The following is a 25,266-nucleotide window of genomic DNA, read 5'->3' as shown; positions in this document are numbered from 1 at the left end:
CTCCAACGCCGACCACTGCGCTTCCGTCAGATCCCCACGAGCCATGGCAAGTGATCATGACACGACCCTGATCATCTTTGAAAACAGACCCTAGTGGAAGCTTCGCTTGACTGCGGTGTCAATCGTTCCCCGCTCTCGTTGCCCCTGCGCCGTGTGGCTGGCACTCTGGCTGAACTCTCTCCAAACACGCGGGTGTTCGGCGGTCACTGGCTGCCGTTCGCCGAGCATTCCCTGAACCAGGCAGTGGCCGGTGCGCTGCAGCCGTTGTTCGAGCCACTCTCTGGAGGCAAGGAGAGCATAGGCCGTACCGCTGGGCCACTCCCACGTCAGGTACTGCACCTGGAGCTGCCCATGGGCGTCGTGCCAGCAGGGGCGGTCAGGGTCGCGTCGCAGCCCGCTGTCTCTCAGGAGCGGGCTGGGCAGCATCACGGAGACGGAAGCCTTGAGGGAGGGCGCTGCCGTCGGGCGCCTGGTCGTACCATTCGACGCCGCCGTCCGGAGCAGCGGTCTTGATCGTCTCCCAACGCGGAGGCGCCGGCGTTCGGAGCTGGAAGCAGAGTTCCCCGAACGCGCGATGTTGGCTTCCGTCCCATTCCCAGATGCTCTGCCAGTTGTGTGTCCTGCTGTTGTTCGCTGTCACTGCCGTCCTCTGACCGTCCTGCCGCCCCACGGTGCGCGCGTCCCATTGCAGCGTAGAGGGCTGCACTGACACGCGACGCTCTCTTTCGCCGGTGGGCGGGCAGGCCGGTGCAGAGCGGGTGCGGGCTGCCACTGCGGCCGTTTGCTGTCTTGGGTGGCCGGCCATGAGGTCCGGGACGGCATTGGCGTGCAGGGCCGCCCCAGGTGCGGACGGGTTCCCAGGGGTGCCTGGAACGGTCGCTGATCGACACATCGGCGCCTTTCGCCGAGCGCCGCAGCCCGACCCTGTTGCCGGACCCGGACCCGGACCCGGTCGCGCCGCCTGCGATCACGTTGAAAGGACTGAGGCTTCCGGGGAGGTCGCTGCAGATGGGCACCGATGCCATAATTGGTACGTGCGTTTGATTTGATGCAGGGGGAGAGCCGTGCCGTACGAACTTGCCAACCGTCTGGTCGTCGGGATCGCTTCCAGCGCGCTGTTTGACCTGGAGGAAGCGGACGCTGTCTTCCGTGATCAGGGGGAGGAGGCCTACCGCACGTTCCAGGAGAAGCACCTGGACGATAACCTGCGCGCCGGGGCCGCTTTTCCCTTCATCCGGAGGCTGCTGTCGTTGAACGGCCTCAGCGCATCCGACGACCCTCTGGTCGAGGTCATCGTCTTGTCCCGCAACGATCCCGACACCGGGCTGCGGGTCATGCGGTCCATCCAGGCTCACGGTCTGACGATCAGTCGTGCCATCTTCATGCAGGGACGCTCTCCCTACCGCTTCATGCCCGCGCTGAACATGTCTCTGTTCCTGTCCGCGAACGAGACGGACGTCCGCGAGGCTGTCGCCCTCGGCCTGCCCGCCGGCCGTGTCCTCGGCCCCGCAGCAGCCGATGAGACCGACGACCAGGATCTGCGGATCGCCTTCGACTTCGACGGAGTGCTCGCTGACGACTCCTCAGAACAGGTCTTCCAGACCGACGGGATTGAAGGTTTTCGCTCTTACGAGACGACGAACGCCGCCACCCCACACGACCCAGGCCCCCTGCGGGACTTTCTTGCAAGCGTCAACCGGATCCAGCAGCGTGAGGAAGAACAGCGGGCCAAAGACCCCGACTACAAGATCCGAGTCCACGTCTCCTTGGTCACCGCCCGCAACGCGCCGGCCCACGAACGCGCGGTGCGCAGCTTGAAGGGCTGGGGTGTGACCGTCAACGACGCCTTCTTCCTCGGCGGCATCGACAAAAGCAGGATTATGAGCGTCCTCAAGCCCCACATCTTCTTCGACGACCAGGTCAGCCACCTGGCCGGAACCTCCCGCAGCACACCCAGCGTGCACATCCCCTTCGGGAAGATCAACGAAACGGACGAGCAGGCCCCCACCGAAGCAGACCGGTAAGCAGATGAAGAGACCGAGCACAGGTGGCGATGCGGCCACGTCGTCCTGCCTGAACGGTTCCTCTTGGGCCGCCACCCTTCCCGGGGGCGACCGTGCGTGGGAAGCGGAGTCCACCGAGATGGATCAAGGATCGGCCGCACCTCCGATGCCGTCCTAGAAGCCGTGACTCTGGAGGTGATCTTGGGTGGTCAAGCGCTGGCCAATCCGGCCGCGTTGCGGAGAGTCCGGAAGCGAGGTGTCTGGCAGGCAGGTGGGATGGTGCAGTACCAGTCGGCGAGGCGGCTGATACTGCAGGCCATGGCGGCTAAAACGGGCTGCCCACAGGTGCGGGGCAGGCCTCGAAAGTGGGCTCTGCGTAGGCCGTGCGCTCAGACGTTCTGGGGCAGGGCGGCGCGGATCGCGTACCGACGCTGCCGCTGCTCGGTCTGCTGGTCGAGCTGGTTGCGCACCTGGATTTCGTGAAGCAGCCGCGACAGCACTGCGACGGAGCGGGAGCGAGTGGCCTAAAAAGTACACCCGACACGCTCGGGGCAGGGTCGGCAGCCCCTCTCGGCGAAGGGGTCCTGAATGCCTGCCCAGGCGCGCGTGGTGCTACTTGCCGCGGAGCTCGTCTATCCGACGCTGCCCCAACCAGTCCAGGATCATGTCGAGGCGCCTGACGGACGGTTCGATGCGGCTCAGGGACCGGTCCAGGTTGATGAACGGATCCAACAGGCCGGTGAGCGACGACGTCTTGGACTTCAGTCCCTCCGCCTGCCTCGCCCATGACGTCAGGTGTCTGGATGCATCACTGAGGCCGGTCAGCATGCGGGCCATCTCGTCATCCGGCAGAGCGGCATCCGCTTCTTCGGAGCTGTCGACGCCCAGCAGCCGCTGCGCGACGGCCACGGCCGCGACAACAGCCTCCACACGCTTCACCGCATGGTCGCGAAACCGGCGGGCCATCGCCTTGAGATCGACGTCGACGCCTTCGATAAGTCGGCCCTGAAGCTGGTGAGGCGTCACGATGGGAGCTGGGTCCGATGACGCCATCGTCCACGCGATGGGCCTGTGCCGACCGAGAAGGTCGTCCGCCAACAACCGGTAGGCCAGGACGAGATCCGCAATCAGGTCCGGCTCCAGTGTATCCCGGTGATAGGCCGCGTTGCGGTACCGGTGCAGTCGGTTTAGTACGGTGCGCTCCTGGTCGGTCAGCACGCCCTTCTGCCGCAGGAACCTGGTCTTCTCATCCAGGTGGTCATCCATGGCCTTACGGCGATCCGGCCCTATATGCGTATCGACCAGCTGGTTCAGTTCCTCGGGGAGCTGTCCGCCGCTGTCGCGGAACTCGCGCATCTCCTCGATGGCGCTGTCGGCGATCTGGAAAGCCAGCCGGGCGTTGACCTCGCGGCTGATGACTACCTCCACCAGGTGGTCAAGGAGGATGAGAGCTAGCCGGTCGTGTGCCTGATCACCTGCTTCGGCGCATCGCCGGATCTCGGCTATCTCAACCGCGAGCCAGTTCCACTGCTCGGCCTGCTGTATGGTCTCGCGGTCCCAGTCGGACGCGAAAGGTTGCATGGGAGGCATGACAACAGCCTCCCACTGCCTGACCGGCACCCCACGGGTGAGGTACGGACGCGGACATTCGGGCGACCCGTCATCGCGCAAGTTGTGCCGCCCAGACGGTCTACGGCGGCACAGTGTTGCCGGGCACGCGCAGACTTCCTCGCAGGGCGGAGGAGACCGGCTACCACGGTCAACTGGCAGAGCCGTCGGCCTCCAGGCCGTAGCGCAGTAACCGGGCCGCGGCCTGGAGACAGGCGCCGAACACAAGAGCGGTAACGCCGGACAATACGGTGTAGTGGCCGCCGTCAACGCTCCCCGGAAGTACAGTGTGCCTTCAGGGGCCTCTCCGGCGAGCCGTACATGCTGGCCCAGAAGCCGACACGCCTCTGTCTGATCCCGCAGCGCCTCCTGCAGCAGTGTTCCGGTGTCGGACAGCACCGCTTCTTCCTCCGCCGGTCCCTGGACTTGTCACTGCTCCGAACGCCACGACGCCAGCATCAACTGGGCCCGGATCGACTTGTCTTCGGCCGGCCGCGCTGGGTACTCCTCGGCGACGCAGCGGGGTGCGACCGGACCCGGCCGCCTGAGCAGCCGGCGCACAGCAAGGAACGCAGCATCGACGCGGGTCCTCTTCACAAGACATTGATGGTCTACCGTGCAGGCCCCGCAGCAGCATCTAGGACTGGAGCAGCACGATGCCTTCGCTGACCCCTGCTGCCTGCTCGGTGAAACCGAGCTCTTCGAACACGCTTCGCGCACGCAGGAGATAGGCGACTGCCTGATCCTTTTCGCCTGCCATGGCGAGTGCTGTGCCAATGCCGGACAGAGCAGCAGCTCGGAGTTCGGCGGCATTGGCCCGTTCGCAGGCCGCCTCTGCCTGCAGCAGGTACTCGATCTGCTCTTGGAGAGTGAGGTCGTCGTCCAGTTGGGAGCAGGTCATCAGCGTCGTTGCCTCCACGAGAGGTTTTCCCGCGGAGCGGCTGGCTGCGAGGGCACGCCGGCAGGCGGCGCGCACTTCCTCGCCTCTGCCTTGCGCCTGCAGGGCGAAAGCGGCCGTGCACAGGGCGCTTGCCTCGTCGGCGGCGTCGCCGAGTCGCTGGAAGAGGGAAGCGGCCTCGTCCGCCGCCGCGTACGCCTCGTCATAGTCCTCGAGTTCCTGAACGGCGAGGGAGAGGTTGTTCAGTGCAGCTGCTTGTTCGCGCAGGTCGCCCGTGACCCGCTGGACCGCGACGGCCTCCCGGTGGGCCTTGATCGCTTCGGCAGTCCTGCCGGACTCCCGCAGGGCCAGACCGAGTCCGTTGAGTACTTTGCCCCGCTCGTTGTCATCGCGTAGTGAAGTGAACAGGTCGAGGGCCCGCTCGTAGGCCCGGAAGGCATCCTTGAAACGTGAGGCCTCACTCAATGCGATACCAAGGTTGTTCCACGCCCGGGCCTCGGCAGCGGGTGCGCCGGAATGGTGAGCGACGCGGCACGCGATGGTCGTGACAGAGATGAGGTCGTCGTAGTACCCGCGCCAGGTGAGGTAGTCATAGAGGACCACGGGAAGATCGACAGCGATGTCGTGGTGCCCGGCGTCCGCCGCAGCGGCCACCGAGCCCGTCAGATTGGCCCGCTCGGCGTCCAGCCAGGCAAGTGCCTCGTCCTGACCGGCGAAATCGCCCGAAACAGGCGATGCGGCCTGTACACCGAGGCACGCGCACGCGGAGGGGGCGGTTGTCGCATAGTGCTCCAGCAGCCGGCGCTGCCGACGCGCCTGTTCCGCAGCAGCTTCCGAAGCGGCTCCCTCGGCGGCGGCGTGCCGTGGCGGCTCCGCGACGCTGCGCGCGAGCTCGGTGGCGTACTCCCGCACGAGGTCGTGCATCGACCATCGCTGGTCCACACAGTCCAGCAAATGCGCCTGAACGAGACTGCGCAGCATGACGCGTACCGCGGGCAGCGGGAGATCGGCGAGAACCGCCGCCGCGCCGAGCCCGATGTCCGTGCCGGGGTTGAGCGCCAGGAGACGGAAGAACACGGCATGATCCGGGGGCAGTCGACGGTAGGAGAGGTCGAAGGACGCGCGGACGGCACGTTCGCCGTCGTCCAGGAGACCGAGCCGGGAGCGGGCCGTTTCCAGCTCCGCGATGAGCTCGGCGACGCACTGGCCGGGTTCCATGATCAACAGGGCGGCGCTGATGTGCAGGGCCAGCGGCAAATACCCGCACAGGCGCGCCAGTTCTTCAAGGTCCTTGCTGGCCGCACCGGCACGGGCGTCGCCGGGGTCGGCCGTCACCAGTGCCTGACGAAGAAGCGCCACGGCTGCTTGCGGGGCGAGCACGCTCAGATCGAAAAGACGCGCGTTCAGTGTCGCCAGGGTGTGCCGGGACGTCACCAGGAGTCGGTGCGCGCCCTGCCCGGGGAGCAGTAGACGTATCTGGTCGGCACTAGAGGCGTTGTCGGCCACGATCAACAGGCGTCGTCCCCGGCTGGCCAGCGCGGCCAGCTCGGACCGGTACAGCGCCGCTCGCTCCTCCACTGCGTCGGGGACGGAGTCATGAGGGACACCGAGAGCCCGCAGGAATGACTCCAATGCCTGGCCGACCTGAACCGGACTCGCGTCGTACCCGCGCAGGTCGATGAAGAGATGACCGTCGAAGTAGCCGGCTGCTGTGGCGGCATGCCCGGCCGTGAGGGCAAGTGCCGTCTTGCCCACTCCAGCAAGCCCTGCGACCGATGCCACCAGCACAGGAGGAGGCGCAGGCTGCGCTGCGCCGGCCGGCACACCGTGTCCGGGGATGTCCGGGACTTGCTGGTCAGCTTCGAGGGGGCGCAAGGCCGACAGGACCTGCGCGACCTCTCTGTCCCTGCCGCTGAGCATCGCGGGCGCGGCGGGCAGCGACGCGAGCGCGGTGGGAAGCGGCGCCGCCCGGTGCACCGTGACCGTCACCGGACTGTGGTCACCTGTGGTGGCTACGCCGAGGTTCCCGGCGGCCGCAACAGACCGGGTCCCGGAGGCCGTCGCACTGCCGTCCGCCGGCCGGTCCGAGCGGCCGGCCTGAGACGTGGACGGACCCAGCGCCGTCTTGGAGTTCCTTCTCCATCGGCTCATGCGTGCGCGTCGTCCCCGGTGATCGCCTCGCCGACCTCACCGCCGGCGGCGACACCACGCTCACCACCGGCCTGCGCCTCTCCCGAAGTACCCCCTGGACCAGGCATTACGGGGCCGGTCGTGAGGCGGGAACGATCGCCGGTGACGGCACGTCCGATACTGCCACCGGCCGCGACCGACCGTGCTCCCGACGCCGACGCAGCCGGCGCACCGCGCGGAGCGGTAGGCGGACGCAGAAGGGCATAGACACTCACCGCGGCAGCGGCCAGGCCGCCAATCGACCCGGCCACGGACGCGAGTTGAGCAGAGGTACCGAGATCGGCAGTCACCGCGACGACACCCACTCCCAACGCTGCCAAACCCAGCAGCACCACCAACAGCCACACCACGTATCGTGCTCGTCCTGTCACATCCCCATCATCGCAGGAGGCACTGACAAGCCCCTGCCCGACCGCACCCGGGGTGTCCTCACGGACCGCACCACCGGCAGTCAGCCGGCCCCGGAACGCCCCTTCGACGGCAGCGAATCAGGCGACCCTCCCTCCACCCAGGCCGCGTGCACACACCGGCCCTGTACGGAATCGAACCGCAGCCGCACCCCGCGTCGGCTGGTCTGCCGCCCGTCGGTGACGCCTTCCCGGCACGCCCGCTAGGGTCCCACCATGATCAGTGAACGTGCGCTGCGCGGATACCTCCTGGAGGAAGTCCTGGCCTGGCTGCTGCGCTCCAGCGGATACGAGGTGCTCACCCCCCAGGACGACGGCGAGCAGCCGCCGTGGAAGACGCTGGAAGTACGCAACCACGGCCTGGTGGTGCGCGGCCGCGGAGCCTGGCACCAGGCCGACACACTGGGGCAATTCCGGTACGTACCGCCGTTCTCCCTCCCGGTCCGCCTCTTCGTGGAAGCGAAATTCACCCGGACCAGGGTGCGACTGTCCACCGTCCGCAACGGCCACGGTGTCATCCACGACGTCAACGAGAACGTCATGACCACCATCACGAGGCACTCGGGCCCACGCCGGCCCAGAACCCGCTACAGGTACAGCTACGCCATCTTCTCCACGTCCGGCTTCAGCCAGGACGCCCAGGAGTTCGCCCTCGCCCACCAGATCTCGCTCGTGGATCTGTCCATGCCGGACTTCGCGAGACTGCGCACCCTGGTACGCACCGCGGCAACGGACGTCCACACGGCGATGCAGGCGCTGCCGGCAGCCAGCCGGCCGACCGTCCACGCGCTCCGGAACTACCTGCGAGGACCCCTGCTGAGCCTGTGGGAGCAGCCAGCCGCCACCGACTCCATGGTGACCGCTCCGCTCGACGTCCTGGCGGAGAGTCTGCGCAGCCGGTCCACTCTGGGGCTCATTCTGGCTTTCCCCGCCGCACCGTTCGTCCTTGGACTGGCCTCCGACGACCTGTACGGCTTTGTCCGCTACGCACGCCAGCACCCCACCCACTCCGTCCGGCTGCGCCGACTCAGACAGGCAGGACCCCACCCGGTCTGGGAGATTCGGCCCCAGGACAACCCGGCCGCCTACGCATTGACCTTCGGCCTCCCCGAACAGGTCGAGGCATGGATCCTCGATCAGGAGACCAGCACTTCGGCCCGCACGCGCTGGGTGAAGGAAAGCATGCTCTCCGCCCTGACGCTGTACTGGATGGACGGCGACCACGCCCACACCTTCCAACTCCGCTACGTGGCAGCGGAAATCATTGAGCAACGCGCAGACGACCCCGCACCATGGCACCCGTCCGACCTGCCTCAGCCTCCGGTCGGCTGAACAGCGTCGCGCCCACAGGACGCGTGGTCGGTGCTTCGCGCCGCCCTGCCGCCCCCTGTCACAGGAGCGTGCGTTCCTCCACACCGGGGATGGCGCGTCGGGCGGCGCAGGCGACCTCGAAAGTGACACCAACTGTCGCCGCCTCACCCCCGGCCGGCAACACCGTCACGCCCCCGTGGCAGGTGGCCTCTTTGCTGCCGAGCCAGCAGTCATGGTCTGGATGGCCAAGCTGTGGCTCATGACATGCCCCATGGAGGCATGGGCCAACCTGCGGTCCTCGCATGGCCAAAAGTCCGCCCTCACGGACCACATGGCCATCACTGTCCCAGGCCGCTGTCAGCGGTTCGCACCATCCACCGTCCCCAGACGCCGTTTTCACCCGAGGTGAGCACAGCGTAGTCAAGCCTGTCCGGCCACCGACCACACCTGACTGGCGTCCGGCATCTGCGGCTCGTCACCGAACCGCCACGGCAGACACGTCAACTGTTCCAGGTGTGTCTCGGCCGGGGACGCGGTGTGCGGAACAGGCGCGGGCAGCCGCCGCCACCGCCCCTGGGCCGGGCGCACCATATCCGTGGCGAGCGGCACACCGCTGTGCTGCTCCATCCACCGGCCGACCAGAAGCAGGGCCGGCGCGGCCGGCATCCCCCAGCCCTCCAGCAGGCTACCCAGCCGGCCGATCCACTCCCTCTCGGTGTCGGCGCTCCACGTGCCCCGCATCCGCCGCCGCTCCCGGCCCGCCAGCAGCCCGGCGAGGTGCACGGTCTCCGGGTAGCCGACCAGGGGCGCGATGCGCAGATCGCTGCCGACCGGCCCAAGAAGCAGGTTCCGGCGGGCCGCCCACACGGGAGGTGACAGGGCGGGGATGTTCCACCAGAACGCGGCCAGGTGCAGGGCGTCTGCGAACAGGGCCCGTCCTCCCGGGCCGAGCCGCCGCTCCAGCAACAGCCGCTGCCGATGGGCGTGAACCACCTCGGGCAGGCCGGCCAGCGACAACCAGGTCGTGCCTGCCTCGCGCAGATTGTCCAGCCAGCGGTGATGGCGGGCGCACACCCGCCAGCGCGTGACCGACACCAGATACACCTCGGACGGCCGGCGCCGGGCCGCCGCGCACAGATCGCAGGCGCGCACCAGGAACAACGGCCCTCTGGGCTGCCACTGCGGCCAGTGCCAGACGGGCTGCTCCGAGCCGTCCAGCAGATGGTGGTCCTGCAGATGCGGTAGCGCCCGCTGCAGGAGCTCCACACCTTGCCCGCTCAGCGCGGCCAGACGCTCGAGAGCCGCCGGGTTGAGATAGACCTCGGTGGACTGCACCGGCATGGGCCGCCCCCCGTCCCCGACCCGCTCCATCAGGTCGCCGACGGGCAGACTGTTCAGCGTCGCCAGCCGGGTGACGAAGGAACCCGTGGACTCACCCGCAATCAGCCGCGGCTGCCGGGGCAGCGGAGCGGACACCCGCCGCATCTGCCGCCGCTTCGCCGTACCCCGGCCCCGACCGCTTCCTGCTGCCCTGCCCACGTCCGGTCCTCCCGTTGCGCACTGCCCGCGGCACGCCAGCCCGGCCCGATACGGCCCTGTCGGGCCGGGCGGGACCTGCCCGCCCGGCTGTCAGACCGTACGCCTACAGTGCAGCACGACGTACACACCAGTCGCATCAAGGAATGGCATGCGCCCCTCCAGTCCGCTCGCTCTGCGGCCTCACCAGACAGAAGCGGTCGAAGCAGTCGTCGACGCCGTCGCCGCGGGAGAGCAGCGGGTCACGGTGGTGTCCGCCTGCGGCACGGGCAAGACCCTCACTGCGGCGGTCACCGCCCACCGCCTCGCCCCGCAGGGGGCAGTGCTGGTGGCCGTGCCGACCCTGGCCCTGCTCACCCAGACCGTCCAGCGCTGGCGGCAGGCAGGACGCGCCGGCCCGATGCTCGGGGTGTCCTCCCTGACCCAGCACCGCAGTGGCCTGAGCACCCGGGAAGCGACCATGACCGACGACGGCGACACCATCGCCGACGTCCTCCACGAGGCGCGCGGCCCGGTCACCGTGTTCGTCACCTACGCCTCGCTGCCGCTGATCTGCCGTCTCCACGAGAGCCACGCCCTCGCGGCCTGGGACCTGGTGGTCATCGACGAGGCGCACCGCACCTGCAAGAAGGCCGGACGCGGCTGGGGCATCATCCACAGCGACAACGCTCTGCCCGCCAAAGTACGCCTCTACATGACGGCCACCCCCCGCATCTTCAACACCCCGGCCCTGCCCGGCCCGCTGTCCGCGCTGTTCGAGGCGATGCCGGACGCCACCATGGACCGCCGCGACATCTTCGGCCCGGTCGTCTACCGCCTGAGCCTGTCCGACGCCATCGAACGCGGCATCCTCGCCGACTACCGCGTCGTCATGCCCATCGTCACCGACGAGGATTTGCACGAGATCCTCACCGCCAACCCGGCCGACACCGCCCACCACAACGGACTGCGCACGGCCGCCCTCCACGTCGCCGTCCTGCGCGCCGTCGCCGACCACGACCTGCGCCGCGTTCTGGTCTTCCACAACCGCATCGACGCCGCCCACGCCTTCGCCGCCGCCCTGCCCGGCACCGCCGCCGAGGCTGCCGACGCCCTGAACATCCCCGACCTGTGGTCCCAGGCCGTCGACAGTCGGCAAACTCCCGCCCGTCGGCGCCTGCGCATGGAGGACTTCGCCGACACCCCCCGGCGCGCCGTCCTCAGCAACGTCCGCGTCCTGGGCGAAGGCGTCGACATCCCCGCCATCGATGCCGTCGTCTTTGCCGCCGCCCGCAAGAGCGTCATCGACGCCATCCAGGCCATCGGCCGCGCCCTGCGCCAGCAGCCCGGCCAGGGCAAGAAGGCCACCCTCGTCCTGCCCGTCTACCTTCCCGGCGCCGCCAGCGCCGCTGACGCGCTGCGCACCACCGAGTTCGCCGGACTGTGGAACATCCTGCAGGCCCTGCGCGCCCACGACGACACCTTCCTCGACCGCGTAGCCATGCCGCACTCCAGCGGCCACGCCACCCAGCCCGCCCGCGCCGTCCACTACCACCTGCCCGAACGTGCCCTGGAGATCGCCCTCGCCCTGGGCTTGGAGATCACCCTGCCGCCCACCGGCGACTGGGACGAGGCCCACGCCAGCGCCACCCGCTACCGAAAGGAGTTCGGACACCTCGACGTGCCCGCTGGCTACCGCGACGACACCGGCTTCGCCCTGGGGGAGTGGATCGGCCATCAGCGCCTGCGGCACACCGCGGGCCGCCTCGACGCCGCCCAGCACGCCGCCCTCGATGCCCTGAGCGTGCCGTGGACCGCCTCGGGCGACGACTTCACCCGCATGCTCGGCCACGCCCGTGCCTGGGCCGACGTGAACGGCCACCTCGGCGCCCCGCAGGACGTCACCCACGGCGGACACCCCGTCGGCCGCTGGCTCGCCGAATGCCGCAGAAAAGCCAAAGACGGCCGCCTTGCACCCGACTACGTACAGGCCCTCGACGCCATCGACCCCTGGTGGAACCCGCCCCCTGGCTTCACCGTCATGTGGCGCCGCTACTACGCCTACGCCAAGGCGCATGTCGAGGCGTACGGCACCGGATTCGTCCCCAACGCCTACAAGACTGCCGACGGTGTCCCCCTGGGCCAGTGGATCAATCGGCAGCTCAGTGGCTGTTGTCGTTCCGAAGCTGAGGGCGTCGTTTTCGCTGGTCAGGAATAGAGTCGGCGATTCAGCGGCAGTGGTGACGTGTCGTGTCGTCGCTCCCCGGGAGGTTGCGGATGCCGTCGGTCGTCGGACTGCTGGAACAGCACGAACTCGCCGCTCGCCGTCGGGTCGACGGGTTGCGTGAGGAAGCCGATCGCCTCCAGGCCGAACTGGCCGCGGCCGAGGAGGAATGGCAGGAGTGGGCGATCGCCCGCAGGCGGGTGGGCACCGTTCTGGCTCCGGACAAGGACACCATTGCTGGTCAAGAGGCTGTCCCCGGCCCGCAGGCCGGGGACACACGGTCGGCGCCCGGGCGGGCGGCGAAGGCGAAGTCGCAGGTGCCGGTGTGGCGTGAGGGGCTGGCCTGGTCGGTGCTGTCGGTGGACTACCAGCGCATCCTCACCGCGCTCGCGGACCGGCACCGGCTCCGTCAAGGACCGCTGACCTGCCAGGAGTTGGCCGTGACGTTCGGCCTGGACGCGGTGCCGGCCAGGGTGGAGGCACTGCGGTCGAAGGCGAAACGCCTGGTCGCGCGGGGCTGGCTGGCCGAGCCGCAGCCGGGCCGGTTCACCCTCGCCCACGGTGCGGCCGGGCAAGACGGCGCGTCATGAGCAGGGTCATGGACCAGTAGACCATCGCCTCGGCGCTGGCGGTGCGGCGTTCGAAGTCGCGCACCAGACGGCGGCTTCGCATCAGGTGGGCGAAGAACCGCTCGACGATCCACCGCTTGGGCAGCACCACGAAGCCGCGCATGTCGTCGCTGCGTTTCACGATCGCCAGGACCAGGGCGAACGTGGCCAGGCAGTGCGCGACGAGGCCGCCGGTATAGCCGCCGTCGGCCCAGACGAGTTCCAGCCGGTGGTGCGCGTCGGCGACCTGCCCGAGCAGCACGTGGGCGGCGGTGCGGTCGCCGGTGTCCGCGGCGGTGACCATCACGCCCAGCAGCAGGCCGAGCGTGTCGACCACGACGTGCCGCTTGCGGCCGTTGATGAGTTTGCCGCCGTCGAAGCCCCGGCTGTCCGTCCCGACGACGGCGTCCGCCTTGACCGACTGCGAGTCGATCACACCGGCCGTCGGTGCCACGTCGCGGCCCTGCCCTGCGCGGACCTGTCCGCGCAGCCGGTCGTGCAACTCCCTGACCAGGCCATGGTCGCGCCAGCGGCGGAAGAATGCATACACCCGGTCCCACGGCGGGAAGTCGACCGGCATACCCCGCCACTTGATTCCGTTGTCCACGAGGTAGCGGATCGCGTCCAACATCGCGCGGTGGCAGTATGCCTCCGGCTGCCCGCCCCGGCCGCGCAGCCAGGCCGGCACCGGCAGCAGCGGCCGGACCACGGCCCACTCCGCGTCCGTCATGTCGGACGGATACCGCCGAACACGTTCCGGGTGATCGGCCGCGTTTCCGAACCGGTGGGCGACACAATCACACGACGGAGACGCCGAGTTGAACTCCACCGGCGCGAGCACGTACAACTGCGGCAACAGGGTCTCCTGGATCTCGGTCGGCTTCGCAACCCCGAGCTACCAAGAGGCCCTGCCTTCATGCCCGCGACCAGTAGCGATCACCCGATCGAGACTCCCGTTCGACGCGCACCCCTCAAGATCGAAACGACAACAGCCACTCAGCTTCCGCGCCTGGCTGGGCTTTACCGCAGCCGCCGGATCAAGTGACGACCCCCGCCTGCGCTTTTTAACCCTCAGCCTGAACGAGCCCTACCCAGAACGCCTGTTCACCGCCCAGCGCCACGGCGCTGCGGAGACAGAACTGCGCGCCATCCTCAACGACGCCCTCAGCACGTGTTACTTCCACCGTGACAGACCCGCGCACACACGGGAGAGCGTGAATCTGGAGCGCATCGACTTCCTGGAGTTCTATTACTGACACCAGTTGTCTGAGGGCAACTCGTCATCCTGCCCCGTCTCGCTGCGCTGGGCGACGGCCGACGCCCCCATTGCGACGCCGCCTGTCCGGCCGACGCACAGATGCCCCCGACGCGTCACCGCCATCAGCCTCACCCGCGAAGACAAAACCCCGCCGGCGGCCCCCAGGGGGCTGGTGAACAGTTCGGCCCAGGCAGCGAGTGCTGTGGGCGTCGCCCTCATCTCGCGGCCGGCGAGGCGCCGCCGAGCGGGAGGCCCCCGTTAAGGAATGACCCGCTCCACGCAGCAGACGCCCGCAGGCGCCGCCTCCGGTACCGAAGGCATTGTCCCCGGAGGCACGCCGGGCAGCGGACAGCCCCACTGCGCCCGGGGCCGCCGAGGCGCCGGCGAGGTCAAGCGATGATCGTCACGGACGTCCCACGGAACTCGCGTAACAGCGGCATCGTCCATGTCGAACGCATCCTGTTCCAGGAATCCAGCACCGAAATGGATCTCGACGTCCTCATCGGTCAGTTCCTCACCCGGCTGCGTGCTCCCCGCTGACCACAGCAGTGCGCCGATCCGCTACGGCCGTGCTCTGCCAGGGATAGCGGCCTTGATGCGGCGACGCCGGGGTCGGGTGACGTAGCCGAGTGCCGGTCAGAACAGGTAGCGCGAATCTTCATCGCTGCTGCAGTCTTCGGCCAGCTAACCGAGGCCGCCCTCGAAGGTGGCGTCGATCGCCGTGTGAAAGTCCTTGCGAAGCTTCGGCAAGGTGCGGTCGCAGAGGGCGACGGTCTCTGTCCAGCCGCCCTGCGGCATGTCGAGGCGGGTGACTCCCTGGGGGAGGCCGAGCAGGAGCCACCGGTCCAAGACGTGCTGCTCGGCTCGCAGGGCATGATCACCGGGCAACGGACTGCTCAGAACCTGCTTCCAGCCGTTGCGCTCGTGATCTCGAATCCGTCCACTGCCTTCGTTGCAGATGCCGACCTTTGCGGCACCCAACACGATGTGGACCATCAAGTACAGGAAGGCGGGCAGATCTACTTTGAAGCCATACCGGGCACAGTGGATGCAGGAAGCCCGACGGCGCTGGATGACCTTGTCGAGCACGGCGTCGACCTGCTTGCCGCAGGCGATGTGTTGCGCCTTCCAGACGGCTTTGACGCTCCCGGGAAAGGGGGCGAGCGGTTTCAGACCAGCCTCCTTCATAATCTCAACGGCTACACCGGGATGCGTAGCGCGCCGCGCGCAGTACCGACAGGGGAACTTCGTCTTGCGAGCATTACCCAAGGTCGGGTCGACGATCTTCTTGCACGCGGTGCAGCGGCTGCGCCACTCCGTGTTCGAGCTCGGGTAGGGAACGAGGGCTTCGAGGCCGAGGGTGAGGAGTTCGGCGCGGGCATCGGCATCGGGTATCTGCCGGCTGCCGGAGCAGTAGTCGCAGGCTCCGTTGCCGGCGTAGACGACGCTGGAGTACCACACGTCGATCTCGTGTAAGCAGACAAGGCAAAGGCACCGCCAAGTGCTGCGCGTGCCGGGGAAGTCCTCCAGCGGCTCGACATTTGCCTCACGGATCTTTGCCTCTGCGACATCGGCTGGCACGGCTCGTTTGAGGGCGGCCGCCGCGGAACTCCTGCGTTGCCCGCACGTGAAGCAAGGGCCTTGCCCCTTGGTGACAACGCTGCTGTAACTGGATTTCGTGGGGTTCCTACACGTCTTGCAGATCGCCGGCCAGGGTTTGTCCGCACCAGGGTACGGAGCTTTCAGAATTAGGCCGCGAGCGGACATCTCTGCCGCACGGGCAATGGGATCGATCTTTGCCACGTTGCCTCTGTTGAGTCGAAACATTCCTCACGTCATGTGGACAGGACGCGAGCATACGGAGTCCCACTGACAACGAAGAGGCTGTGACCGAATCATGTACGTCTCTTGTTTTCTGCGGTCCCGGTAGGACGGCATTCCCACGAGGTACAGCCAGCCCGTCTCCGCCGCCGTGCGACGGCCTTCGCTGCGGATGCTCCAGTACCCGGTCTGCGGAAAGCGTCACCAGGACCGGCACCGGCGCACGCCGGCATCAGATGTCCCAGCCGGGGCAAAGCCGGCCGGGCCAGCTCCCTTGAGACGCCTTGACGACCCGTACAGCGACACCGTGTACCGCTACACTCACCACCGCATCGCAAGGCGGGGCGACCGCCGAGCGCCTGACCAGCGAGACCTCTGCGAGCCCTCCGCCTAATCGGCACGTTCACCCAGCAGGAACGCGACTTCGGCGCCTGGCCGGTCACCATCGTCCGTCGTCTGGTCGCCGACTGTCTGTCCGGCGACTCGAACGATTCGAAGAAACCGCAGCACGCGCGCCAGCCTTGCGCTGACGGCGTTGCGGCACCCCGACGCAGAGCGCTCACCGGGTCTTCACTGTGGCTGCGGCAGTCGGGCACAGGAAGCAAGGAGGTCAACTTGACCGTGGGGTGCCGCTGGGCGCGGAGTTCGCGGGCAGTTCCCACCGGATCTCGTCGCTGTCGTGGTTGTGGTGCCAGGCGGTCAGGAGCCGGGTGCGGATCAGCTGGTCGAGTAGGTCCTTCAGCGGCTGAGGTGGCTGCCCGCACTGGCGGGTGAGGGTGTCGAGGTCGCTGCCGCCCGCTGCGGCGGTGCTATGGGCCGCCAGGGCGAGTGCGGTCAGCCGCAGGGCGGTTGGCAGGGCGAGCGGTGCAACCAGCGGGACGGGGCACAGCGCCCATTGGGCGGCGCGGATACGCGCGGTGCGTCCGGAGGCTTGGTGGAGGACGGCGGCATCGAGCAGTTGTGCCCGGATGGCCGGGTGCCGGGGAGCGGGCCGGTGCAGCCAGCCGGCGTGTTCCAGCTCGGACCACACTTCTGTGTGGCCGTGCAGCCGCATGCCCCGCAGAAAGCCGTGGGGCATGCGGATCTGTCCCCGGCTGTCGGTGCGCAGCGCGCACTGCAAGGCGAGCAGGCGGGCGGCGGGGGAAGAGAAGCGGGGCAGAGCCGCAGCGAGGTAGGTGAGCATCTCGCGCACACGCTGCTGCTCCGCCGGACCGAATCGGACGGCCCGGCGCACGTAGTCCGGCGTGCCGGGGGCCGCCTGGGCGGGTCCGGGGCCCAGCAGGGTGCAGGGCACGAGGGCGGTGTGGTCCATCGCCGCCGCGCAGGCGGTGCAGGCATCGGCCAGCCGCCAGATGCGGCCGCTGGAGTCGCGGGTGAGGGCGAGCAGGACGGGGCCGGAGCAGCCGCGGTGGCGAGGGTGCCAGTGGCAGCCACGCGCCCGGCACTGGCAGGTGCGCAGGTGGCCGGGGAGTGCATCGGTAAAAGCGTGGCGGGCCAGATGAGTGAGGGCTGCGGAACGGGCGGAGGCGGCCGGCAGAGCGGGGCCGGGCGCGCAGCGCGGACAGGCCAGGACCGGCCCACCCGCCTGCGGGCGCAGCTGCACTGTCCAGATGCGCGGCACCGTGGCATGTGTGCTGGCAAGCCGCATCGGCTTGTTCTTCCTCCTGGTCTGATCCGGGCCGGCCGTGGGCAGATCGTGATCCCGGGTGCGCGGACGCGGGAGTCGGCCGCACCGTAGTGCAGAGATCCGTAACTGCGCAGCGCCGCCGCCGGCCGTGCGCACCTGCACCGATAACGCAGATCTCTGCGCCGACAGGGCACGGGCCTGCACCGTCGGATGGCGAGGCGACGATCTCGCCGCCCGACCCCTGCCTCGGCCTCGCCGCGTGTAGTGCCGGCACGGCTGGGGAACGAGCGCGGCCGGACCCTCGACGAACTCGCCCAGTACAGCGGCCTGGCCCAGCACACCCTCATCGACCTCGAACACGGCCTCACCACCGGCAACATCACCACCCGGCACGCCCTCGACCACGCCTTCGCGTCCATCCCTCAAGCAGATGCTCGCCGCGCTCTGCGACGACCACACCCTGCCCGGAACACCCGCAGCCGTACCCTCGCCCGGCCGGGCTCATCAGGCAGCCGGATACCGCACGCAAATCACCCGGAACGGTGAGCAGACCCAGAACTCCCGAGCGACAGCTCGACCATGCGTTCGGCACCGCTGGGCCGCCCGGGGGAGTGTCTCCCGGCCGCGTCGTGTCTATGGCAGGCCACCTGGCACGGTCCTCGCCATGCACCTCCACTCCGTCCCTGCCGACCGTCCCCGCACCGGGCCGGTGCCCCGTCCGCCGGGCCTCCCGCCCTGGCCGCACGCCGGTCGCAGCGGCTGGTGCCGCCGATACGGTCACCGCGGTGCCCTCCCTCTGCGCCCCGACCTGCGGCCCATCGCGCAGCACCCCGTCGACCTGGCCACCGTCCGCGTGCCGCGCTCCTGCCACCGGCACCCGCAGGGCAGCACTGCCCGCCCGCACGGTGACGGCACCCCCTGGGCCTGGGTCCCGCACGCCGTGCTCCGCCCCCACCGCGATCCCACCGGCCGTACCGGCCCGTACCGGAAGGCGGAACGCCGCCGACTCGCCCTACGCACCCGCCACCTGATCGACACCGGTGTCCTCACCCCGCCCGCCACCCTCCCGCAACCGGTCCGCCCGCCGGTGCAGACCCTGCTGACCCGTTGCCTGACCGGGAGCCCCGCCGCGCCCCGCCGGCACACGGACCGCATCCGTCCCCGCGGACCCCGCCACCCAGGCACGCTGCGGCCCACGCACCAGACCGCCCCGCACCGCCCGCAGGCGCACAGGCAGAACCTCCTCAAACCCGTCCTGCCGCCGGCCATGGCTGTCCGCCGCACCGCCGGCCGGATGGGACGAAGCCCGGACAACGTCGTGCAGCTGGCCGCGCACCGTGCTGCGGCCCGGTACGTCGCTGACGCGGCCGGCCGGAGCGGCCCGGTCGTGCGGCAGAAGCTCACCCGCGCCCCTTACGGTCGCCTCCGGGCGGCCGGGGGACGCGACCTGGCCCGCACGCCGGGAGCCGGCCCGTGCTGAACGCGACCGAAGAACAGACCGCCGCGGCCGACGCCTTCCGCGCCGGGGACCACCTTGCCCTCCAGGCGGGCGCCGGCACCGGCAAGACCACCACCTTGTCCCTGCTCGCCGACACCACCAGACTCCGCGGCCGCTACCTCGCCTACAACCGGGCCATCGCCCAGGACGCGCGCGCCCGCTTCCCCCGCAGCGTCCAGTGCAAGACCGCGCACGCTCTCGCCTACGCCGCCGTCGGCCACCACTACACCCAGCGCCTGAACGCCCCCCGCCGCCCGGCCTGGCAGACCGGCCACGCTCTGGGCATCACCAGCCCGCTGCGCCTCGGCGACCGCGACCTGTCGCCCCGGATCCTCTCCTACGCCATGCTGCGCACCGTGATCCGCTTCTGCCAGTCCGCCGACCCGCAGATCACCGACGGTCATGTCCCGCGCCTGCGCGGCCTGGAAGATGACGGCTTCCACGGCGAACTCGCCGAGTACATCGTGCCGTTCGCCGCGCGGGCCTGGGACGACCTGCAGCACCCCGACGAGGGCGTGGTCCGCTTCGACCACGACCACTACCTGAAGATCTGGGCCCTGACCGACCCGAAGATCGATGCCGACTTCCTGCTGCTCGACGAGGCCCAGGACACCAACCCGGTCGTCGAACAGGTCTTCCTCGCCCAGCGCGGGCACGCCCAGCTGGTGATGGTCGGCGACTCCGCCCAGGCCATCTACCACTGGCGCGGCGCCAGAGACATCATGACCGGCTTCGACGGCACCCGGCTCACCCTGTCCCGGTCCTTCCGATTCGGCCCGCCGCTGGCCCGGGAAGCCAACCGCTGGCTGGCCATCGCCGAGGCCCCGATCCGGCTGACCGGCACCCCCGCGGTGCCCACCGAGATCGGCCCTGTCCTGCAGCCCGACGCTGTCCTGTGCCGCACCAACGTGGGCGCCATGACCGAGGTGATGAACTGGCTGGCCGCCGGCTACCGCGTCGGCCTGGTCGGGGGAGGAGACAGCGTGCGCAGCCTGGCCCTGGCTGCCCGGGACCTCAAGGAAGGCCGCCGCACCGCCCACCCCGAGCTGGTGCTGTTCCCCTCCTGGACAGGCCTGCAGGACTACGCCGCCCACGACCCGGCCGGCCGCGACCTGCAGCCGCTGGTCGACCTCGTCGACACCCACGGAACCGACGCCATCCTGGCCGCCGTCGCCAGCCTCGCCCCCGAGAACCAGGCCGAGGTCACCGTCTCCACCGTCCACAAGGCCAAGGGCCGGGAATGGGCCCGGGTCAGCATCGCCGACGACTTCACCCCGCCCGGCGACAGCGACCAGCAGGACGCCAACGGCCGCCCCCTGCCGCGCCCCGTCGACGATGCGGAGGCCCGCCTGGCCTACGTCGCAGTCACCCGCGCCCGCCGCCGGCTCGACCTCGGCGGCCTGTCCTGGATCCACGACCACCCGCAAGGAGACCAGTCCGCCTGGCCCCCGTGATCCGACAGCAAGGCCGCGATTCCGCCGCAGCGCCACGGCCGATGCACCCGCGTAGTCCTTCCGGCACGGGTGTCAACTCGGGATCTCCTCGCCGGTCTGGCGGTCGGCAGCCTCCGGTGACGCGGACAGCGCAACCGCCCAGCGCAACCTGCAGACCCGGGACGACCACAGAGCAGCGGCCGCGGCGAGGACGACGACGCGAACGCAGCCGGCCAGGGCCGTACCCGAACCGACCTCCTGCACCACCGGCCCGGCCGCCAGCAGGACGAGCGGGGCGAAGGTGAGCGATCCGGACAGGTCGCAGGAGCTGACACGGGACAGTATCTATTCGGGGACCTCGCGCTGCAGGGTGCTGGCCCACAGCACGGTGAAGATGCCGCCCGCCGAACCCGCGCAGAACGTCGCAGCGGCGATCAGCCAGCCCAGGGCGGCGACACCCTGGAACAGCGAGGGCCGGGCTGCGGGGTACGTGGCGAGTACGGCGATCCGGATCGGGCGGTCCGCTTGTACCCGTACGGCGGGGCCGGCCCCCGTCGTGGCGCCCAGTGTCTGCGCGGCCACGATGACCGACCAGGAGCGGGCTCGGCCCAGGTGTTCCTCGGCGGCCCGCGGGCCCAGGACTGTGACGGCCGCGTTGCAGGCGGCGACGCGGCTGTGCACGGAGCTACCACCACCCACAGCCACTGGCGGGACGCGAACTCCCGCGAGCCCTCGCGCAGGTCGGCGCCAGGCCGGACAAGGTCCGGACCGGCCGACGACGCGGCATCCGGCTGCTGTCCCGCACCTGCGGCGTTCCCGGATTGACGCGAATTCACCTCCCGCGCTACGTTACATCCCTGATCAGATATCAGAGTTTGGATGTAAGGGAAGATGCTGCTGACCACCGGGCAGGCCGCGGAGGAACTCGGCTGCGCGATCACCACGTTCCGCCGCCTCGTGCGCGCCGGGCTGCTGCCAGGTCTGCCGCGCCGCGGGGTGCGGGTCATGGTCCCCCTCGACACGGTTCACGCGCTGCGAACGCGTCACCGCGCGCCGCTGGACCAACTGGAGGCTTGGGAGACCGCCGTGCTGCGGGTCGATGTGGCCCGGCGGGTGGAGGAGACCGACCGCGACTGGATCGGCTTCTCCACCTCCCTCACCCCCGAGGACCTCCTCAAGGCGCTGCGCGGCTGGTGGCGTTGCGACGCCGCAAGCGTCGCGGCCGCAGGCGTGCTGCCAGTGACCCTGTCGGGCTACGTCGTGGCCGTGCTGACCGGCCTGGAAGTGTGGCAGAAGAACGCCGAGGGCCGCCATGCCTTCCCCGAAGCCCGCCTGGCCGGTTACGTCACCGACCTGGCCGCCGCCCGGACCGCGCTCACCTCCCGCACCGACAGCGACCGCCGGCTCGCCGATCTGCTGCTGGGCACCCGCCTCGCCTCCCACTCGGGCGGCGCGATCGCCTACGTCCCGACCCACACCACCCGCTGACGCCCCGGCCCGGAACAGGAACCCTCCCGATGGACGCACACCGCTACAACGCTGCGCTGGCGGATCTGCGCACCGTGCGTGACCAGATCAAGAAGGCCCGGGCGCAGTTGGCGAAACTGGAAGCCGACCGTGACAGGCGGATCACCCGCCTCGCCGTGCACGAGAAGGCCAGAGCGGACCGGATCGCCCCGGCAGCGGGCCTGAGCGTCGCCGATGTCGTCGCCCTGGCCCCGGCCCTCGCCCCCGACAGCCTCGCCGCCGCCGATAACGCCCCCGCCCTTCCGGCACCCCCCGAGCCGTCCCCGGAGGCTGGCGAGGAGGCGCCACAAGAGGAGATCGCAGAGCCGCAGACCGCCGCCCCGGCCGCCCACCGGCCCGCTGCCGCGGCTGACGCCCCCTCGCAGCCGGCGGCCTCCGGGGGGACGGCGCCCGCGGCGGACACCTCGCTGCCCGCACCGCGGCCGGACACACCCGGCACCACCATGACAGGCGGCACCCGTTCCCAGCCCGCCGCACCAGCCGGTTCCGCGGCCCCGCAGACGCCCCCGGCCTCCGAGGCGCCGCGCAGCCTGCCCTCTCTTCCTGAAGGCGACGCGGGCGACGCCTGGCTCACCCACAGCACCGGTCTCGCCTCCCGGCGGCCGAACTTCACCCAGCAGGCCCGCAGCACGGTCTTCCTGGACGCCGGAACCGGCGTGTTGGTGCACCGCCAGCAGACCCATCGCCTCGACCTCGGCGCCGCCTCGGCCGCCGAGATTCTCACCGCGGTCTTCCACACCGTGCCCGAGGGCGTGGAGCGGATCTACATCACCGGCGGCGACCCCTGGCACCGGGACGCCGACCGCTACCCCTATCTGCGCGACGCGGTCGCCGCCTGGCTGAACGCCCCGACCCCGGGCTGGCGCACCGACACCGGCCGCGGCCGGGACCGGATGGCCGGGCACTTCGTGCACGCCCGCAACCCCGTCGGCCGCTACCAGCGCGAGAGCGGCGACCAGCATGTGGAGATCCGGTCGGTGGGGGAGTGGTTCGACACCGACGGCGACGACCCCACCGTGATCCGGGACGCGTTCGTGCTGTTGTGGCAGGCCCTGCGCCGCCACTGGCCGGATGCCGTCGTCATGGGCTCGCCCTCGCAGACCGGCCGCGACCTGTGGACCCGCACCATCCCCGTCCGCGGCCAGCACGTCGACGGCTTCCCCGTGCTGTCGGAGGAGCTGCGCGGCCTGCTCCATGCCACCGCCGGGCAGGGCCGCAACGAACTCGTCGTCCCGCCCCGCGTTCCCGAGCAGCTGCCCCGACTCGTCGAATACGACCGCACCTTCGCCTACGCCAAGCACACCTGGAAGTCCCCGGTCGGCACCCCCCGCCGCATCACCGCCCAGACATTCGCCGCCTGGTCGGAGAAGGAGCAGATGCGCGCCCTGTACGGGTGCGGGCACTGGCACGTGCGCGTCACCGTCCCCGACACCTGGAACCACGTCGGCCTGCTGCCGGCCCCCGCCCCCGGCGACCGCGCCTGGCACTACCCCGCCCAACCCGGCACCACCTTCACCACCTGGGCCGGCGGCCCCGAAATCCACACCGCCCTGACCAACCCCCTGACGCCGTGGAAGATCGAGATCCTCGACGGCATTCTGTGGGAGGACGGCAAACCGCTGGACGACTGGGCCAAGAAACTCAAAGACACCTGGGCCAACCTCTCCGCACAGGCCCACTTCCAGGGCGACCCGGCCCAGGCCCGCGCCGCCCACCTCGCCTCCCGCGCGGTGCGCTCCATCCTGCTGTACGGCATCGGCTCCTTCGCCCAGCGCCCCCGCATGGTCACCGGCACCACCCCCCGCACCGCCGAGCGGGACGTCCCAACGGACGCCGAAATCATCGGCTTCGACGACCAGCAGATCACCTGGCAGAAGCCCACCGGCTTCGCCCGCGACCCCAACGCCCACCCCGAATGGGCCGCCGCGATCTGGTCGTCCGCCCGCGCCGCCCTGCTCACCCAACGCCACCGCGACGAAGGCACCTACGCCGGCGCCCTGCACACCCCGCCCGGCACCGTGATCGCCTTCCGCACCGACGCCCTCTACCTCACCCAGCCCCACAACTGGCCCCACCACCATCAGCCCGGCGACTACCTCCTGCGCGGCCACCTCACCGGCCCGCTCACCGCACCCACCACCGAGGACGAACTCCTCACCCTGCGCGACGCCGGACGCGCCGCCCTCACCACCGCCGGGCAGGAGGCCTGATGCCGCCCCGCCCCCGCCGCAACCATTCCCCGGCCTCGAGCGGGCTGAACGAGGCCGCCCGGCTGGCCGACCGGCTCCAGCAGGCCGGCTACACCAAACGCGACATCGCCCGCATCCTCAACCGCGACCCCTCCCTCGTCTCCCAGTTCTACACGAAGAACAAAGGCGCCGCCTTCGTCCCCGCCCTGCGCCACGTCCTCACCGCCGTCGAGACCGGCGGCATCACCGACCTGCCCGAACTCACCGCCCTCGCCGCCCGCCACACCACCCGCCGCACCACCGCCTCCGGCACCCGCGCCCGGGTGCGCAGCAAAGCCGTCCTGATCACCCCCACCGGCACCGGCACCGGCCGCGTCGCCGCCCAGGCCATCGCCTCCGGCTCCGCCCGCCTGCGCCCCCTCGTCGCCGAAGCCGCCCGCCAGAGGCTGCGCCTGGCCTTCACCGTCCGCCTGGCCAGGACCGGCTACCTGCACCCCTCCGGCAGCCGCACCGACTCGCCCGGCATCCGCCGCGACGTCGTCCAGCGCGCCGACCACACCGAGGAACGTTCCTACGGCTCCGCGCAGACCGGCGGCCACGACGCCGCCGGCTTCGCCCGCCGCGTCGACGCCGCGGGCGGCGACGTCACCGCCGCCGTCCACCAATGGCTCGTCGAGACCGGACGCATCCGCCCGGACGCCCACATCATCCACCTCGAGATCCGCACCTGGCGCCCCCGATGACGCCCGACGCACCCAGGAGAGGAACTGGCCCGCCGTGGCAGTCTCTTGAGCTGTCCAGGCTGCCTTGCCCGAGGTGGAGACCGCCGCAACCGGCGCCACCTACGTGCCCTCCGTGACGGCAGTGGACCGCACGCACCGGGATCGCCGGGAGACCACAGCCGAGGCGATGACTCGTCTTTTGTGCTGCGGCAGGTGCGAAAGCTGCCGGCTTGAGTACGGACGGCTGCGGGGCCGAGGCCCGCAAGCTGTGCGGGCAACAGGCAGTGGGACTGCCCGATCGAGAGTTCATCGGCGGTACGGCCGACGATGAACCCGCCGCAGTCGAAAGCCCGTTGAGCGAGAGCTCCGCGGTTGCCGCTTTGCCCCGGGCGACAGCAGCGGGTCATGACGCTGACGCTGGTCGACA

Annotated in this window: 19 protein-coding genes and 1 pseudogene; 13 read left to right on the top strand and 7 right to left on the bottom strand. The window is 70.1% G+C overall.

The window, feature by feature from the left end:
- Positions 1-1,064 precede the first annotated feature (1,064 nt).
- Positions 1,065-2,024 (top strand): 5'-nucleotidase, encoded by a 960-nt coding sequence (locus ACFV6E_RS32805; RefSeq protein WP_385466658.1) that lies wholly within the window; start codon positions 1,065-1,067, stop codon positions 2,022-2,024.
- A 591-nt stretch (positions 2,025-2,615) separates the two neighbouring features.
- On the opposite strand, the gene ACFV6E_RS32800 is transcribed toward ACFV6E_RS32805, so the two are convergent.
- Complete coding sequence (locus ACFV6E_RS32800; RefSeq protein ID WP_385466655.1) at positions 2,616-3,584, bottom strand: hypothetical protein; 969 nt, start codon at positions 3,582-3,584, stop codon at positions 2,616-2,618.
- Between the two features lie 664 nt (positions 3,585-4,248).
- The gene (locus tag ACFV6E_RS32795) at positions 4,249-6,498 is read right to left on the bottom strand and encodes a tetratricopeptide repeat protein (RefSeq protein ID WP_385466652.1); all 2,250 of its coding nucleotides are present in this window, start codon (positions 6,496-6,498) and stop codon (positions 4,249-4,251) included.
- A gap of 824 nt (positions 6,499-7,322) precedes the next feature.
- Between ACFV6E_RS32795 and ACFV6E_RS32790 the strand changes: the two genes are divergently transcribed.
- Positions 7,323-8,438 (top strand): hypothetical protein, encoded by a 1,116-nt coding sequence (locus ACFV6E_RS32790; protein WP_385466650.1) that lies wholly within the window; start codon positions 7,323-7,325, stop codon positions 8,436-8,438.
- A gap of 399 nt (positions 8,439-8,837) precedes the next feature.
- Here the strand turns inward: ACFV6E_RS32790 and ACFV6E_RS32785 are convergent, their stop codons facing one another.
- Complete coding sequence (locus ACFV6E_RS32785) at positions 8,838-9,893, bottom strand: TniQ family protein (RefSeq protein WP_385466647.1); 1,056 nt, start codon at positions 9,891-9,893, stop codon at positions 8,838-8,840.
- A 211-nt stretch (positions 9,894-10,104) separates the two neighbouring features.
- Here ACFV6E_RS32785 and ACFV6E_RS32780 point away from each other — a divergent pair, with 211 nt between their 5' ends.
- Together ACFV6E_RS32780 and ACFV6E_RS32775 are read left to right on the top strand one after the other, a co-directional pair.
- Positions 10,105-12,150, top strand: coding sequence for a Helicase associated domain protein (locus ACFV6E_RS32780; protein WP_385466645.1), 2,046 nt, complete (start codon positions 10,105-10,107; stop codon positions 12,148-12,150).
- Positions 12,151-12,209: 59 nt separating this feature from the next.
- Positions 12,210-12,746, top strand: coding sequence for a hypothetical protein (locus tag ACFV6E_RS32775; RefSeq protein WP_385170104.1), 537 nt, complete (start codon positions 12,210-12,212; stop codon positions 12,744-12,746).
- Here ACFV6E_RS32775 and ACFV6E_RS32770 read toward each other — a convergent pair.
- Positions 12,703-13,494, bottom strand: a complete 792-nt coding sequence (locus ACFV6E_RS32770) for an IS5 family transposase (protein ID WP_385170106.1) — start codon at positions 13,492-13,494, stop codon at positions 12,703-12,705. The two genes, ACFV6E_RS32775 and ACFV6E_RS32770, sit on opposite strands and share 44 nt — an antisense overlap.
- Before the next feature lie 88 nt (positions 13,495-13,582).
- On the opposite strand from ACFV6E_RS32770, the gene ACFV6E_RS32765 reads away from it, so the two are divergent.
- On the top strand, positions 13,583-14,020 hold the full coding sequence (locus tag ACFV6E_RS32765) for a hypothetical protein (RefSeq protein WP_385466643.1): 438 nt from the start codon (positions 13,583-13,585) through the stop codon (positions 14,018-14,020).
- 398 nt (positions 14,021-14,418) lie between these two features.
- Entirely contained in the window at positions 14,419-14,562 is a 144-nt protein-coding gene (locus ACFV6E_RS32760) for a hypothetical protein (protein ID WP_385466641.1), read from the top strand.
- A 144-nt stretch (positions 14,563-14,706) separates the two neighbouring features.
- On the opposite strand, the gene ACFV6E_RS32755 is transcribed toward ACFV6E_RS32760, so the two are convergent.
- Complete coding sequence (locus ACFV6E_RS32755; RefSeq protein ID WP_385466639.1) at positions 14,707-15,603, bottom strand: hypothetical protein; 897 nt, start codon at positions 15,601-15,603, stop codon at positions 14,707-14,709.
- 520 nt (positions 15,604-16,123) lie between these two features.
- Here ACFV6E_RS32755 and ACFV6E_RS32750 point away from each other — a divergent pair.
- Positions 16,124-16,311 (top strand): annotated as a pseudogene (locus tag ACFV6E_RS32750) (sigma factor); the annotation flags it as partial.
- A 142-nt stretch (positions 16,312-16,453) separates the two neighbouring features.
- Here the strand turns inward: ACFV6E_RS32750 and ACFV6E_RS32745 are convergent.
- On the bottom strand, positions 16,454-17,491 hold the full coding sequence (locus ACFV6E_RS32745; RefSeq protein WP_385466636.1) for a hypothetical protein: 1,038 nt from the start codon (positions 17,489-17,491) through the stop codon (positions 16,454-16,456).
- A 243-nt stretch (positions 17,492-17,734) separates the two neighbouring features.
- Between ACFV6E_RS32745 and ACFV6E_RS32740 the strand changes: the two genes are divergently transcribed.
- From ACFV6E_RS32740 to ACFV6E_RS32730, 3 genes are all read left to right on the top strand, one after another.
- On the top strand, positions 17,735-18,016 hold the full coding sequence (locus ACFV6E_RS32740; RefSeq protein WP_385466633.1) for a hypothetical protein: 282 nt from the start codon (positions 17,735-17,737) through the stop codon (positions 18,014-18,016).
- A gap of 118 nt (positions 18,017-18,134) precedes the next feature.
- Positions 18,135-18,950 (top strand): DUF6083 domain-containing protein, encoded by an 816-nt coding sequence (locus tag ACFV6E_RS32735; RefSeq protein ID WP_385466631.1) that lies wholly within the window; start codon positions 18,135-18,137, stop codon positions 18,948-18,950.
- Positions 18,947-20,422 carry a UvrD-helicase domain-containing protein gene (locus tag ACFV6E_RS32730; RefSeq protein WP_385466666.1) on the top strand — a complete coding sequence of 492 codons (1,476 nt, stop codon included), beginning with the start codon at positions 18,947-18,949 and terminating at the stop codon, positions 20,420-20,422. The genes ACFV6E_RS32735 and ACFV6E_RS32730 overlap by 4 nt, the downstream gene beginning before the upstream one ends.
- A 324-nt stretch (positions 20,423-20,746) precedes the next feature.
- On the opposite strand, the gene ACFV6E_RS32725 is transcribed toward ACFV6E_RS32730, so the two are convergent.
- Positions 20,747-21,082, bottom strand: a complete 336-nt coding sequence (locus ACFV6E_RS32725) for a hypothetical protein (protein WP_385466628.1) — start codon at positions 21,080-21,082, stop codon at positions 20,747-20,749.
- Positions 21,083-21,292: 210 nt separating this feature from the next.
- Between ACFV6E_RS32725 and ACFV6E_RS32720 the strand changes: the two genes are divergently transcribed.
- The 3 genes from ACFV6E_RS32720 to ACFV6E_RS32710 are packed head-to-tail and all read left to right on the top strand — an operon-like array spanning position 21,293 to position 24,860.
- Entirely contained in the window at positions 21,293-21,889 is a 597-nt protein-coding gene (locus ACFV6E_RS32720) for a helix-turn-helix domain-containing protein (RefSeq protein ID WP_385466625.1), read from the top strand.
- 29 nt (positions 21,890-21,918) lie between these two features.
- A complete protein-coding gene (locus ACFV6E_RS32715; protein ID WP_385466622.1) occupies positions 21,919-24,138 on the top strand; it encodes a hypothetical protein in 2,220 nt (739 codons plus the stop codon).
- Positions 24,138-24,860, top strand: coding sequence for a helix-turn-helix domain containing protein (locus ACFV6E_RS32710; RefSeq protein WP_385466620.1), 723 nt, complete (start codon positions 24,138-24,140; stop codon positions 24,858-24,860). Before ACFV6E_RS32715 ends, ACFV6E_RS32710 begins: the two co-directional genes overlap by 1 nt.
- Positions 24,861-25,266: the final 406 nt, after the last annotated feature.

This window comes from Streptomyces sp. NPDC059785, assembly GCF_042732375.1.
Classification (GTDB): Bacteria; Actinomycetota; Actinomycetes; order Streptomycetales; family Streptomycetaceae; genus Streptomyces.
This window is presented reverse-complemented; position numbering and strand designations above follow the sequence as displayed.